The sequence below is a fragment of the Streptosporangium sp. NPDC002607 genome, assembly GCF_053592655.1.
Genome location: NZ_JBSFWD010000001.1, coordinates 467,472 through 481,001, shown reverse-complemented (window position 1 = coordinate 481,001; position 13,530 = coordinate 467,472). Strand labels below are relative to the sequence as shown.

Genomic DNA, 13,530 nt, shown 5'->3' with positions numbered 1-13,530 from the left:
GACGGGCAGGGGTGCCGTACCGGAACGCCGAGGTTCGCATTCGGGGATGGCAGGCTCGCGCGGGCGGCTGTTTCACGTGAAACAGCCGTCACTCAGGAGCCGGCCGCCTCCTGGACGGCGAGCCGGATGTCGGCGACGAAGGCGTCGACATGTTCGGGGGTGGTGTCAAAGGAGGTCACCCAGCGGACCACGTTCTCGGCCGCGTCCCAGACATGGAAGAGATAGCGCTGCTGCAACTCCGCGATGACCTTCTCCGGGAGGGCGGGAAAGACCGCGTTGGACTGCACCGGGTAACGCAGGGAGACGCCGGGGAGGTCGGCGACGCCCTCGGCCAGGCGGTGGGCCATGGCGTTCGCGTGGGCGGCGTTCTCGCGCCAGAGGTCATCGGTGAGGAGCGCGGTCAGCTGGGCGGAGACGAAGCGCATCTTGGAAGCGAGCTGCATTCCCTGCTTGCGTAGGAACGGCGTCGGGGCGTCCAGTTCGGGGCGGAGGACCACGAGCGCCTCGGCGCCCATGGCACCGTTCTTGGTGCCGCCGAAGCTGAGCAGGTCCACGCCCGCGTCCGTGGTGAGGGAGCGGAGCGAGCAGCCGAGCTCGGCCGCCGCGTTGGCCAGCCGGGCGCCGTCCATGTGCAGGAAGAGGCCGTGCGCGTGCGCGAACTCCGCGAGCTCGGTGACCTCGTCGGCGGTGTAGCAGGTGCCACACTCGGTCACCTGGGAGATGGAGATGACCCTGGGCTGGGAGTGGTGCGCATCCCCCAGCACGGACAGCCGGCCCCGGATGTCGTCCACGGAGATTTTGCCGTCATCGGTGGGGATGGTGACCAGCTTGACACCGAGCACGCGTTCGGCCGCGCCACACTCGTTGGTGTTGATGTGGGCGGTGACCGGGCAGAGCACCGCGTCGTACGGCCGCAGCGCGAGTCCCAGTCCCACGACGTTGGCTCCGGTGCCGTTGAACATCGGGTAGACGGTCGCCTGGGGGCCGAACTCGGCGCCGAAGGCGTCCTCCATCGCGGCGGTCCAGACGTCCTCGCCGTAAGCGGGGGCGTCTCCGGTGTTCGCTTCGAGGACGGCGGTGAGCACCGCGGGGTGCACGCCCGCGTGGTTGTCACTGGCGAAGCTCTTGGGAAATGGGGTGGAGGTCAGCACACGGCCAGCGTAGGGGGACGGTCCGCTCACCGGGTACGCCCCCTGGTCCGCTCCGGCCGGCTTCCCGCCGGCCCGGGGGCTCTCGGCGGCCCTCCACCGAACCGCCGCGCTCACCCGCGTCGGGCCCTTACCGGCCCGCGATCGGCTGATGATCGGACCGCCGGCGTCCCCGCCAGGGCCGCGCTCCAGGCTCCCCGCCCGGCCCCTGTCGCGCGCTTCGGCCATTCCCAGGGGAGCGAGCGGAGGTCAGGCGCCGCGGGCGGCGGCCTGTTCGAGGAGGATCCGGCAGAGGGTACCGAGGTCGTCGCCGGCGGCCTCCACGGCCATGGGGAGGAGGGACGTCTCGGTCATGCCGGGGGCGACGTTGACTTCGAGGAAGTGCGGCAGGCCGTCCGCGTCGACGATCAGGTCGGTGCGGGAGATGTCCCGGAGGCCGAGGGCGGTGTGCGCGGTCACGGCCATCTCGGCGCAGGCCGCGGAGACCTCGGGCGAGAGGCGGGCAGGGGCGAAGAACTCGGTGTGCCCGGCGGTGTAGCGGGCCGCGTAGTCGTACACGCCCTCGTCGGGGACGATCTCCACGGGAGGCAGGGCCACCGGCCCGTTCCCGAGGTCGACCACGGAGACGGCGACCTCGACGCCGTCGACGCAGCGTTCGATCAGCGCGGTGTCGCCGTAGGCGAAGCAGCCGACCATGGCGGCGGGAAGTTCCTCCGCGCTGCGGACTATCGACGCACCGAGCGCGGAGCCGCCGCGGGACGGCTTGACGAACAGGGGCAGGCCGAGGCGCTCCACGATGCGGGCCAGCACCGCGGAGGCGCCGAGGTCGTGAAAGGTCTCCTTGGGCAGCGTCACCGATTCGGGGGTGCGCAGACCGAAGGAGCGGACGACGGTCTTGGCGGTGGGCTTGTCGTAGGCGACCCGGCAGGCGTCGGGGCCGGCACCGACGTACGGGACGGAGAGGAGTTCGAGCACCGTGCGGATGGCGCCGTCCTCGCCCGCCCCGCCGTGCAGGGTGACGAAGACCGCGTCCGGCGGGTCCGCGAGCACGGAGGGAACCAGCGACGCGTCGGTGTCGCGGGTCTCCACGGAGATGCCGGCCCCTCGCAGCACCTCACTCACCCGTCGCCCCGAACGCAGTGAGACCTCCCGCTCGTAGGAGAGTCCGCCCGCCAGGACGAGCACATGGCCCAGGTCACTCATCCGACATACCTCTCGTCAAGGCCCGCTCCGAGCCTGTTCTGTCGCTCTCGTCGCGCATGGCCCGGCCTTCCCGGCGGACCGGATCTATCGCCGCGCACCGGCACAGGAAGTCACCGTACGGTACCGGGTGGGAGGAGATCATGCCGGTAGGTGTCCCGTCGTCACGGGACACCTACTGTGCGGCATGGTTACGCGAGATCGGGGCCCGGGGTGTCGACCCCGACGCGGTCCGGAGACGAGCCGGTTCCGAACGTGTCGCGGACACGGAGCTCCTGCTCGATCACCCCGGCCAGGCGGCGGACGCCCTCGCGGATGCGGTCGGGCTCCGGATAGCAGTAGGAGAGCCGCATGTTCCGCGCGCCGCTGCCGTCGGCGAAGAAACCGGTGCCCGGTACGAAGGCCACCCGTTCGGCGACCGCGCGGGGCAGCAGGGCCTTGGAGTCGAGCCCCTCGGGGAGGGTGGCCCAGACGAAGAACCCGCCCGCGGGGCGGGTCCAGGTGACGCCGGCGGGCATCAGGGCCTCCAGCGAGGCGAGCATGGTGTCGCGGCGCTCGCGGTAGAGCTCTCTGAACGACTTGATCTGCTCGCGCCAGGGCTGGGTGGCGAGATACTGGCCGACGGCCAGCTGGGTGAAGGAGGAGTGCGAAAGGACCGCGGACTCCATCGCCAGCACCAGCTTCTCGCGGATGGCGTGCGGGGCGAGCGCCCAGCCGACCCGGAAGCCGGGGGCCAGGGTCTTGGAGAACGAGCCGAGATAGACCACGCCTTCGGCGTTGTCGGCGCGGAGCGTCCGCATGGGCTCGCCGTCGAAGCCGAGCATGCCGTACGGGTTGTCCTCGACGATCAGCACGTCGGCCCGCTGGCAGATCTCCAGGACCTGCTGCCTGCGCACGGCGTTGAGCGTCACCCCGGCGGGGTTCTGGAACGTGGGGATCGTGTAGAGGAACTTGATCCGATTGCCCGCGCTCTTCAGCGCGTAGATGGTCTGGGCCAGCGACTCGGGGACGATGCCCTCGCTGTCCATCGCGACGTGGATGACATTGGCCTGGTAGGCGGAGAACGTGCCCAGGGCTCCGACGTAGGAGGGCCCCTCGGCGAGCACGACGTCACCCGGGTCGATGAAGATCCGGGTGATCAGGTCGAGGGCCTGCTGGGAGCCGACGGTCACGACGACGTCGTCGGCGTTGGCCTCGATGCCCTCCGGCCGCATGACGTCGCAGATCTGCTCGCGCAGGTGCGGGTCGCCCTGACCGGAGCCGTACTGGAGCGCGACGGTACCGCGCCTGGCGACCAGGTCGGCGACCAGCTCCCCCACCACGTCCAGGGGCAGGGCGGTGACGTACGGCATTCCGCCGGCGAGCGAGACCACCTCGGGCCTCGACGCGACGGAGAAAAGAGCTCGAATCTCGGAGGCGACCATCCCGGTTGCTCGTGCCGCGTACCGGTCGACGTAGGCGTCGATACGCGATCCCTGGGTCGGAGCGATGGCCTGACCGTGATCTTTATCCTGGGGCACGGTCCACCTCCTAAATTGTGTGGCGCATAAAGCGCTCATATTAGAGAAACCAGGTTACGTCAGAGGTCGTAGTCATCTGCGTGTGGGGATGGGACCTCCTGAAACCAAGACCCGCACTGAGCTACGATGCCAGCTGGAGACGCCGTTTTCGCGCGTTTTTCGCCATGGCTTGCACTCGTCTCGCCAGGATTGGGGCCAACAGGTGTCGCGTCGGCTGGCAAACGTCACCCTCGACAATCTCGACGACCTGCCGCGCCGCTGCCGCCGGTGCGTCTTCTGGGAGCTCGATCCCGTCAACGCGGATCGGGCGGTGAAGGCCGGTGATCCGGGGCTGGAGAAGGAGGCCTGGATCTCCTCCACGCTGCTGGAGTGGGGAAGCTGCGGCAAGATCGTCTACGTGGACGGGGTGGCGGCCGGTTTCGTGCTCTACGCGCCGCCGCACTACGTGCCGCGCTCGGTGGCCTTCCCGACCTCGCCGGTCAGCGCGGACGCGGTGCTGCTGATGACCGCGCACATCATCCCCGAGTTCTCCGGGGGCGGCCTGGGCCGGATGCTGGTCCAGGGCGTGGCCAAGGACCTGACCCGGCGCGGGGTGCGGGCGATCGAGGCGTTCGGCGACCTGAAGTGGGAGCAGCCGGGCGCGTGCCTGATGCCCGCCGACTACCTGCTCTCCGTGGGTTTCAAGACGGTCCGTCCGCACCTGCGCTTCCCCCGCCTCCGCCTGGAGCTCAAGAACGCCGTCTCGTGGCGTGAGGACGTCGAGGTGGCACTGGAGAGGCTCCTTGGGAGCATGAGTCCGGAGAGGGCCCTGCGGCCCGTCTGAGACCCCCTGGAGCCCGTACGGCGCCACCTTGGAGTCCGTGCGTCCCTTCATGCTCACGATCTGTGAGCCGAGACCCGGTACGCCCGGCGCATGTGAAAGCCCCCCGCGGTGAGGCGGGGGGCTTTCTGTGGGTGGGTGTGCCGCTCGGAAGCGGGTGATACGGCGGGCGCCGTGGGGGGCGGCCGGCCGCAGGGGGCCTAGATGATGCCCTCGAGCTCGCGAAGCAGCATGGCCTTCGGCTTGGCACCGATGATCTGCTTCACAACCTCTCCGTTCTTATAGACGTTCAGGGTGGGAATCTGGAGTACGCCGTAATTTGTGGCCGTTGCCGGATTCTCATCGACATTCAGCTTGACGATGGTGAGCTTCTCGGCCTGCTCGCCGGCGATCTCCTCCAGGATCGGCGCCACCTGCCGGCACGGGCCGCACCACTCGGCCCAGAAGTCGACGATCACAGGCTTGTCGCTCTTGAGGACGTCGGCCTCGAAGCTGGCGTCGGTCACGTGCTTGATGGTCCCCAATGTCCTACTCTCCCTCTGTCCTGATGGGTGGCTGATACCTGATGTCCGTCTCGCGGGCCGGCGTCACTCGCCGGCGTGCTCGGCCAGCCAACGCTCGGAGTCGAGCGAGGCGGCGCAGCCGGTGCCCGCGGCGGTGATCGCCTGCCGGTAGGTGTGGTCGACGACGTCGCCGGCGGCGAAGACGCCGTCGAGGTTGGTGCGGGTCGAGGGGGCGTCGACCTTGATGTAGCCCTCGTCGTCGAGCTCCACCTGGCCCTTGACGAGCTCGGTGCGGGGGTCGTGCCCGATCGCGATGAACAGGCCGGTGGCCGCCAGCTCGGACTCCTCGCCGGTCTTGAGGTTGCGCAGGCGCACCCCGCTCACCTTGTTCTCGCCCAGCACGTCGACGACCTCGCTGTCCCAGACGAAGCGGATCTTCTCGTTCGCGAACGCGCGGTCCTGCATGATCTTGCTGGCGCGCAGCTCGTCGCGGCGGTGCACGACGGTCACCGAGGAGGCGAACCGGGTGAGGAAGGTGGCCTCCTCCATGGCGGTGTCGCCGCCGCCCACGACCACGATGTCCTGGCCGCGGAAGAAGAAGCCGTCACAGGTGGCGCACCAGGACACGCCGTGGCCGGACAGGCGCTTCTCGTTGGGCACGCCCAGCTCGCGGTAGCCGGAACCGGTGGCCAGGATGACGGACCTGGCGTAGAAGGTGTCGGTGGCGGTCTTGACGACCTTGGGGCTGGCGGTCAGGTCGACCTCCACGACGTCGTCGGCGACCAGCTCGGCACCGAACCGCTCGGCCTGCTTGCGCAGCCCGTCCATCAGGTCGGGGCCCATGATGCCGTCGGGAAAGCCCGGGAAGTTCTCAACCTCGGTGGTGTTCATCAGGGCGCCACCGGCGGTGACGGATCCTTCGAAGACCAGTGGGTTGAGGTCGGCACGCGCGGAGTACACAGCGGATGTGTAACCGGCGGGACCCGATCCGATGATGATCACATTCCGGACGTCCATCAGTGCTCGTGCCTCTCCCTCTGTCGATGCCACCGGCGTCAACAGATCCTAGGCGCAGCTGATTCCCGCCCGGTGCACCGACGGATCCGCAGGTGGAAGAACGGGAAGGCCCGGCACGGACGAATCCGTGCCGGGCCTTCCCGGAAAGGGCGAGGGCGCTACCCGCGGCCGCTCTCCCCGATCACTTCCAGCGTGCGAGGCCGGGCTTGCGCACGTTGTCGCACTGCGGGCCCACGACGTGGACACGCACGGTGTTCTTGGCCTGGTTCTGCCAGAAGAGCAGGATGTTGGCCTCCTGCCCGTTGTAGAACCCCTGGTCCACGGCGAAGGGCGACTTACCGATCTCCGCCGAGACCTGCTGGACACACTTGTCGATCCCGGACTTGTCGGTCGTGCCGACGATGGTCGCGGGGCCGATGTAGTTGAGCAGCGAGCCGCGGAGCTCGGCGTCGGTGTAGTTCCAGTTGCTGTCGGTCAGCGCGTACTGGACCGTGTCACTCGGCGCGGGCTGGACGGCGAGAGGACTTGGGGCCGGGCCGGACGCGGTGAGCGTCCCGGTCGCCAGCACGGTCGCGCCGATCACCGCCGCCGCCGCGCCCACCGCCGCGGCGGGCATCGCCCACCGGCGCCGCCGGGTCGCCCGCCGGGGCGCGCCATGACGTCTGGCCGGGCCCGCGGGGTTCACCGGGGTCACGGTGCCGTCGTCGCCGACGACCCCCAGCCGCACGGCCGGCTCAGGCTCCTGCTCGGGAAGAGGTGCTCTCTCCCACGGCGCCGGTTCGGCGGGAGATCCCGTCTCCCACGGCGCGTCACGCATTATGTCGTCCCAGGCCGGTGCTTCCACCAGCCCCACTCCACCTCCACGGAAGCTCTCGGCCTCGGCGGCCAGCGCACGGTCGATTCTCAGCGCGACTCCCATCGGCATCGCCGGTGTGGGCGTCGCCGCGAGCATCTCGCGGACCGCTGCGAGGTCGGCGAGACTTTCGCCACAGGGATCGCAGATCGCGAGATGTTCGCGTACCTGCACGGCCGTGGCGGCGTCGAGGAGTCCCTCGGCCAGTTCGGCCAAGATCTCCAGGTCGTAGTGCGTATCACCCGTCACGAAGTTGTGCTCCCTTCGCGGATGAGACGCGAGACAGGTCTGATCGGTTCCGCAAATGGGAAAGAATCGGGGCGAGTTTCGCCCGGCCGCGCGCGCACCGGCTCTTCACCGTGCCGCTCGGCACCTCCAGCACCTGGGCCGCGTCCTCGATCGAGTAGCCCATCATGTCCACGAGCACCAGCGCGGCGCGCTGGTCGGAGGGCAGCAGCTTCAGAGCCGCGGAGACCTCCATGGAGACCTCGCGCTCGGCCGTCTGGTCGAGCATCGGGGTGTCGCGCTCCGCGGCCTCGACGAGCTCGTCGTCGGCCACCGGACGTACCGATTTCCTGCGCATGCGGTCGAGGCAGGCGTTGACCACGATGCGGTGGAGCCACGTGGTCACCGCCGCCTCGCCGCGGAAACTCCCGGCCTTGCGGTAGGCCGAGACGAAGGCGTCCTGAACGGCGTCGGCCGCCTCGTCGGGGTCGCCCAGCGTGCGCAGGGCGACCGCCCACATGCGGTCTCGATGTCGCTTGACTATCTCACTGAAGGCGTGCGGATCCCCGGCGATGTGCCGGGTGAGCAGGTCGGCGTCGGACACGGGGGCCTTCGCCGTCTGCTGGTCCGCCGCTGGCGGGGTCTCGGGTGGGGAATTCACAAGGAGAGTCCTGCTATACCGGTCCGGGGAGAACACCACTACGGGATAGATGGTGCCACGGATTCTCCGATGATCTGCAAGAAGCCACGTAAAACAGATCAAATCGCGCTGATGTCACTTGGTCGTGAGGACCTTTATCTCCTGCACCTGGCCGCGGAACTTCCCCTGGTAGGTGGGCAGCTTGGTGAACCAGACGAGCACGTAGCGGCCCTTCCCCGGGCTCTCCGCGGTGTACGTCTTCTTGCCGGAGAGCCCGCTGAACTTCTCGACCGAGGTCAGGGCGTCGAGGGCGGGCGAGTCACCGATCCTGAGCTCCGCGGCGCCGCCCGAGGTGCCGCCGAAGTCGATCGAGACCTGCTTGACCGGAATGCTCTCGCCCATGTCCAGCAGCAGGCCGACACCGTTCTTGAGCCGTCCGAAGTCGGCGGAGTCGTACGTCTCGGAGTGCCAGTCGGTGGAATCCTTGCCGTCGACCGCGGCCGAGGCCCACCTGCTGCCCTCCTCCTGGTCGCCCAGCGGGTCGAAGCCGATGACCGAGGAGGGCTTCACCTCGCGGGTGGCGACGGCCACGGTCGGCGTGGGAGTGGCGCTCTGCTCGCCGGTGACCGGGGTGCCGGCGTTGCCGATGCTGCGGCCGAGCGTCCAGGCGCCCAGGCCGACGGCCGCCATCACCAGCAGCACGACGACGGTCATGGCGACCTTGTTGAGCATCCCGCCACCCGCCTGGCGGGGCATCGGACGGGGCTGGTGCTGGGGTGGGGGCGTGTGCTGCTGGGGCGTCGCGGTGTCGATGCCCTCGGAGCGGGAGGAGGCCACCGGGAGCACCGTCATCGGCATCGGCGTCGGCATCGGCAGCGGGCTGGGCCGCGACACCGAGGCCAGCGCCTCGGCGAGTTCGGCGGGCGTGGTCAGCGGGTCGGCCCCGCGCCTGGTCTCCGGCAGCATCGCCCGGCAGACGATGGTGTCGAGGTAGCCGGGAACACCCGCGGTGACCTGGCGCGGCGTGCAGAAGTGCCCGTCGTCCATGGGTGCGACGGGCAGGCCGCCGCTGTCGTGCTCCTCACCCGGCCAGTGGCCGGTCAGCCCGGCGTACAGCAGGCGGCCGAGGCCCTCGGCGTCCTCGCGGGCACCGTCGTCGCTCGTCACGTCGTTCAGGACGGCGTCGACACCCAGGCCGAGCAGCTTGACGGTGCTGCCCGCCGTCCAGACCAGGTGCTCGGGGGTCAGGCAGAGGTGGGAGAGGTTCGCCTCGTGCGCGTGGGCCAGCGCCTCGGCGGCCTCGGCGACCATCGCGGCGGCCCGCTCGGGGTCGAGCGGGCCGCCCGCGATCATGTCGCCGAAGGTCTCACCGCTCACCCACTCGCTGACCACGTAGGAGTGGCCGTCGTCCTCGGTCGCGTCGAAGACCTGGGTGAGACGGGGGTCGGTCAGCCGGCTGGCCACCCGGGCCGCCGTGACGACCTCGTTCAGGCGCGGGAAGTCGGGGTCGAAGGTGTGGACGGCGACGGGCCGGGCGAGCACCTCGTCGATGGCCTTCCACAGCGTGGCACCACCGGACTCGTGGACGCGGTCTTCGAGCCGGAAGCGCTCGGCCAGCTTGGTGCCGGGCTCGACGGTGGGAGAACTCATGAGGACTCCGAAACTGAGAACACGACAGCACCACGCCAGGTCGGCACATCAAGACACATCACATGATGCCGGGTGGATCCGCCCACGCCCTCCTGCTTCCATTAGCCGCATGTCACCACACGTGTCGCACCATGGTAGTCCCGCGCCGGTTCCGCCCGTGTTCGCCTTGTCAGACGTTTGAGACAAGTCTTTGGGTTACCGGCCTACCCGTCCTGCCACCATTCCAACGATCGAGCTCACTTCGGGGATGCGCATCCGGTGGGCGATCGCCAAGTAAAGAACCATACCGAGTCCGCCGCCCGCCGCCAGCATGATGGCGGCGCTCAGCGCGTCCAGCCCGGTGAGTTCCTGCGTGATCCAGAGCACGCCGAGCGCGAGCGCCGCCGCCGGCAGCGAGGCCAGGTACATCCGGGACAGCCCGGCGGCCACCTTGCGCCCTCCCAGGCCCGCCACCCGGCGCGAGGCCAGCACCCAGGCGACCGCGCTGCCCACCACGTAGGCGATGGTGAACGCGAGGGCCAGGCCCATCACGATGTACTTCGCCGGCAGGGCGAAGTAGGCCACCAGGCTGAGCGTGGCGTTGACCGTCACGTTGCCGACGGCCAGGAAGACCGGGGTGCGGGTGTCGCCGAAGGAGTAGAAGACGCGCAGCAGGAGCTGGAAGATCGAGAAGGGCACCAGTGCCAGACCGAAGACCTGCAGCACGTTGCCGATGTAGACCGCCGAGTCGACGGTCATGTTGCCCCATGAGAAGATCAGTACGGTCACCGCGGGGCCGAGCACCATCAGCAGCAGCCCGGCGGGCACGAGGAGCACCGAGATCAGCCGCACCCCCGAGGAGAACTCCTCCCGGACCGCCTCCAGGTTTCCCCCGGCCACGCCCCTGCTCATCCGGGGCAGCATCGCGGTGATCACCGAGACCGCGATGATCCCGTACGGGAGCTGGAAGAGCTGGTAGGCATAGGCGTAGGCGGCGTTTCCCGCACCGGGCGCCCGCTGGCCCGCACCGGTCGCCAGCTTGGTGGTGACCAGGAAGCCCAGCTGGCTGATCCCCACGTACGCGAAGGTCCAGGCCGCGGTCCTGCCCATCTCACCGAGCCCGGCGTTGCGCAGGTCGAACCTGGGCCGGAAGCGGAAGCCGACCCGGTGCAGCGCGACGACCAGCACCGCGCACTGCGCCACGATGCCGGCGGTGGTGCCGAGCCCGAGCAGCGCCAGGTCGGCGTCACTGATCGTGTTGACGTCGGTGCCCGCACCGCCCAGTTTCACGTAGTAGACGACCGCGATGCCGATCATCACGATGTTGTTCAGCACCGGCGCCCACATCGGCGCGGCGAACCTGTCCCGGGTGTTGAGAATCGCGCCGGCGATCGCGCCGACCCCGAAGAAGGCGATCTGCGGGAGGATGAACTGCGCCAGCCGCACCGCCACCTCGGTCTGCCGAGGACTCCAGTCGGTGCTGTAGAGGCCGATCAGCGGCCTGGCCAGCAGCACCGCGACCACCGCCAGCAGCGTCAGCGTGACGAACCCGATCGTCATCAGCCGCTGCTCGTAGGCCCGGCCGCCGTCGGGGTCGGCCTGCTGCCGCCGGATGATCATCGGGACCACGACGCTGCTCAGAATCCCGCCGATGAGCAGGTCGAACAGGGTGAACGGGATCGTGTAGGCCACGTTGTAGGCGTCGCCCAGAGCGAAGGTCCCGATGGCCGCGGCGAGCACCGCCGTCCGGACGAAGCCGGTGACGCGGGAGACCATCGTCCCCGCCGCCATGATCGCGCTCGCGCGCAGGACCCTGCTCATGCGCCATTCCTCCGCTGGGTGTCAGGACTCGGTGCCGGCCGGCTCGCGATCGCGCTTCGGCGGGGGAGCGGCCGCGGGGCGGCGGCCTCCCCGCCGGCGCAGCACGCGCATGACGACGGCGGCCAGCATCACCACGAGGGCCGCCCCCACGATCACCAGAGCGACCCCGGTGTACCCGGTGGTCCGCACGGTCAGCTCGACCGGCTTGCCGTACTTGCGGCCGTCGTCGGTGGTGAGCTGTACCGTCACCGTGGTCTGGCCGCTGGCGGTCGAGGTCATCGGGATCCGGATGGTCTGGCTCTGGCCGCCGAGGATCATCAACTGGTCCACGTACGGCTCGATCTTCAGTAGCCTGGGCTGGTCGGAGGTGACCTTGAGACGGACCGCGACCCGGCTGGCCTCACCGCTCAGCTCGTTGCGCACGCTGATCGGCACATCGCCGTTGCTGCCGGCCAGAGTGCGCAGGCGCGACTGCTCGCTGCCGGTGATGGAGACCATGGCGATCCGGCCGTCGATCGCCTCCGCGACCTGCTGGACGTACGGCGCCGCGGCGGCGGTCCTGCCGCGCCAGGCCGAAGAGGTCAGGCGGAGCAGCGCCAGGTCGAAGACGTCGAGATCCTGGGCGGTGGTGATCGCGGCGGTCAGATCGGCGCGGGCGCCGACCTTCTTGACGCCTGTCAGGTACTGCTTGGGGAGCTCCGCCCGCCGGTTCTGGTCGGTGTAGGTCAGGTCGGCCCGCGGTGTCGGGGCACCCTTGCCGCGCTTGACCGCGTCGAGCCCGACGGGCAGCAGCCAGGGCAGGCCGGCGGCGGTCTCGATCAGGTTGGTCACGTACCTGGGGTCGGGCTCCCAGCGGCGGTGCGGAACGGCGATCACGGTTCTGGCCGTGCCGACGGGCTCCGCGCTGATCATCGCCGTCTCCGCGATGAACCGCTGGCGGTTCATCAGCGCCGAGCCGGGGGCGGAGGTGTCCGCGCCGACGGTCTCGCTCAGCTTCGCGTCGGCGACCAGGGCGGTGACCGGGCCGTTCACGCTCTCCAGGGTCGCCGAGGCGTCGGGGGTGGTGACCGGGGGCGTCACCGGCGGCAGGTTGAGCACGTTCAGCAGCACGGTGTCGACACCGCCGGTGGCCAGCAGGTCCAGCCCGTCGTAGTCGATCAGACCACCCAACGGCCAGTTCACGTTGGTGATCACATCGCGGCCGAGGGTCTCCTTGCCGATGATCCTGGCCGCGTTGATACCGGTCGCGGTGGCGTTGTCGACGCCGTTGTGGGCGAGGGCCGCCACGTCGGGGTCGCCGTAGGGGGTGGCCATCACCGGGTGGTCCGCGACGGCCTCGCGGAAGTCGCTCAGCCACTGGGCGGCCGCGGGTGTCGCGGGACGCTGCTGGGTGCGGTTCTTGGACCTGACCGCGTGCGGCCTGCCCATGGCCCGCGCGTCGTCGAGCAGGGCGGGGTCGACCACCCAGGTGAGGCCCTTGGCCGAGGAGGTGTCCTGGGCGATCTTGAGCAGGTCGCCGAGGCGCTTGCCGGGGGCCATGGCCGCGGGCAGTCCCTCGTCCGCGAAGACGCCGTCACCGCTCCGGCGCGGCTGGTCGACGATGGGCAGCACCATGGCGAGCCGGGTGCGGGCCACCCTGGTCTCCCTGGGCATGTAGGTCACCAGGGTCCGCAGGGTGGCGACCTGCTGGTTGAAGGTGTCGAGCACCTCGATCATGATCGGATAGACGCCGAAGCGGGAGATGCCCAGCAGTTGCGGGGTGAAGGTGAACTCCCACGGTGTCTTCCCCGAGGGCGCGATCGAGGTCTGGACGTAGCGCTGGTCGCGCCAGGCGCTCGGCTGGAGGCTCTGCCCCGACTGGTACGCCTCGATGTCGCCGCGCTGGGCGAACGGCTGGGGCGAGTAGCGCATCTGGATGCGCAGCCCGTTCATGGTCTCGGTGCCCGAGTTGACCAGTGATCCGGAGACCTTGATCTCGGTGGTCGGTTCCCGGGGGACGTCGGGGCCGATGGCCTCCATCACGATCTGGAGACTCAGCCGGCTCGCCGCGGTCGTCTGCGCGTTCGCCGTACCGGAAACGACCACGGCCGCGGGCAGGAGCAGCGTGGTGGCGAGCAGGGCGAGCAGCATGACCTTGCGGATCACGTGCCGGCC

11 protein-coding genes are annotated in these 13,530 nt (G+C 69.7%); 1 reads left to right on the top strand and 10 read right to left on the bottom strand.

Annotated elements, in window-relative coordinates:
* Positions 1–92 precede the first annotated feature (92 nt).
* From ACWD3H_RS02205 to ACWD3H_RS02195, 3 genes are all read right to left on the bottom strand, one after another.
* The gene (locus ACWD3H_RS02205; RefSeq protein ID WP_451953727.1) at positions 93–1,151 is read right to left on the bottom strand and encodes a threonine aldolase family protein; all 1,059 of its coding nucleotides are present in this window, start codon (positions 1,149–1,151) and stop codon (positions 93–95) included.
* Positions 1,152–1,397: 246 nt separating this feature from the next.
* Positions 1,398–2,351, bottom strand: a complete 954-nt coding sequence (locus tag ACWD3H_RS02200; protein WP_350913709.1) for a D-alanine--D-alanine ligase family protein — start codon at positions 2,349–2,351, stop codon at positions 1,398–1,400.
* A gap of 188 nt (positions 2,352–2,539) precedes the next feature.
* Positions 2,540–3,772 (bottom strand): aminotransferase-like domain-containing protein, encoded by a 1,233-nt coding sequence (locus tag ACWD3H_RS02195; RefSeq protein ID WP_355555211.1) that lies wholly within the window; start codon positions 3,770–3,772, stop codon positions 2,540–2,542.
* A 298-nt stretch (positions 3,773–4,070) separates the two neighbouring features.
* Between ACWD3H_RS02195 and ACWD3H_RS02190 the strand changes: the two genes are divergently transcribed.
* Positions 4,071–4,691 (top strand): GNAT family N-acetyltransferase, encoded by a 621-nt coding sequence (locus tag ACWD3H_RS02190; protein WP_326646217.1) that lies wholly within the window; start codon positions 4,071–4,073, stop codon positions 4,689–4,691.
* 197 nt (positions 4,692–4,888) lie between these two features.
* Here ACWD3H_RS02190 and trxA read toward each other — a convergent pair whose 3' ends face one another.
* From trxA to ACWD3H_RS02155, 7 genes are all read right to left on the bottom strand, one after another.
* Positions 4,889–5,212, bottom strand: coding sequence for a thioredoxin (gene trxA, locus ACWD3H_RS02185; RefSeq protein WP_350913707.1), 324 nt, complete (start codon positions 5,210–5,212; stop codon positions 4,889–4,891).
* Positions 5,213–5,275: 63 nt separating this feature from the next.
* Entirely contained in the window at positions 5,276–6,211 is a 936-nt protein-coding gene (gene trxB / locus ACWD3H_RS02180; RefSeq protein ID WP_433382463.1) for a thioredoxin-disulfide reductase, read from the bottom strand.
* A gap of 178 nt (positions 6,212–6,389) precedes the next feature.
* Complete coding sequence (locus ACWD3H_RS02175) at positions 6,390–7,310, bottom strand: anti-sigma factor family protein (protein WP_451953726.1); 921 nt, start codon at positions 7,308–7,310, stop codon at positions 6,390–6,392.
* Positions 7,300–7,947 (bottom strand): RNA polymerase sigma factor SigM, encoded by a 648-nt coding sequence (gene sigM / locus ACWD3H_RS02170; protein ID WP_355555203.1) that lies wholly within the window; start codon positions 7,945–7,947, stop codon positions 7,300–7,302. The genes ACWD3H_RS02175 and sigM overlap by 11 nt, the downstream gene beginning before the upstream one ends.
* 114 nt (positions 7,948–8,061) lie before the next feature.
* Entirely contained in the window at positions 8,062–9,576 is a 1,515-nt protein-coding gene (locus ACWD3H_RS02165) for a protein kinase family protein (RefSeq protein ID WP_451953725.1), read from the bottom strand.
* A gap of 195 nt (positions 9,577–9,771) precedes the next feature.
* The gene (gene murJ, locus ACWD3H_RS02160) at positions 9,772–11,376 is read right to left on the bottom strand and encodes a murein biosynthesis integral membrane protein MurJ (protein WP_355547760.1); all 1,605 of its coding nucleotides are present in this window, start codon (positions 11,374–11,376) and stop codon (positions 9,772–9,774) included.
* A 21-nt stretch (positions 11,377–11,397) separates the two neighbouring features.
* On the bottom strand, positions 11,398–13,521 hold the full coding sequence (locus ACWD3H_RS02155; RefSeq protein WP_451953724.1) for a DUF6049 family protein: 2,124 nt from the start codon (positions 13,519–13,521) through the stop codon (positions 11,398–11,400).
* Positions 13,522–13,530 lie beyond the last annotated feature (9 nt).

Bases quoted from the DNA above. Each gene is read 5' to 3' on its own strand.
- ACWD3H_RS02200 (WP_350913709.1), bottom strand. From the start codon at position 2,351: ATGAGTGACCTGGGCCATGTGCTCGTCCTGGCGGGCGGACTCTCCTAC.
- ACWD3H_RS02195 (WP_355555211.1), bottom strand. From the start codon at position 3,772: ATGGTCGCCTCCGAGATTCGAGCTCTTTTCTCCGTCGCGTCGAGGCCC.
- ACWD3H_RS02165 (WP_451953725.1), bottom strand. From the start codon at position 9,576: ATGAGTTCTCCCACCGTCGAGCCCGGCACCAAGCTGGCCGAGCGCTTC.
- murJ (WP_355547760.1), bottom strand. From the start codon at position 11,376: ATGAGCAGGGTCCTGCGCGCGAGCGCGATCATGGCGGCGGGGACGATG.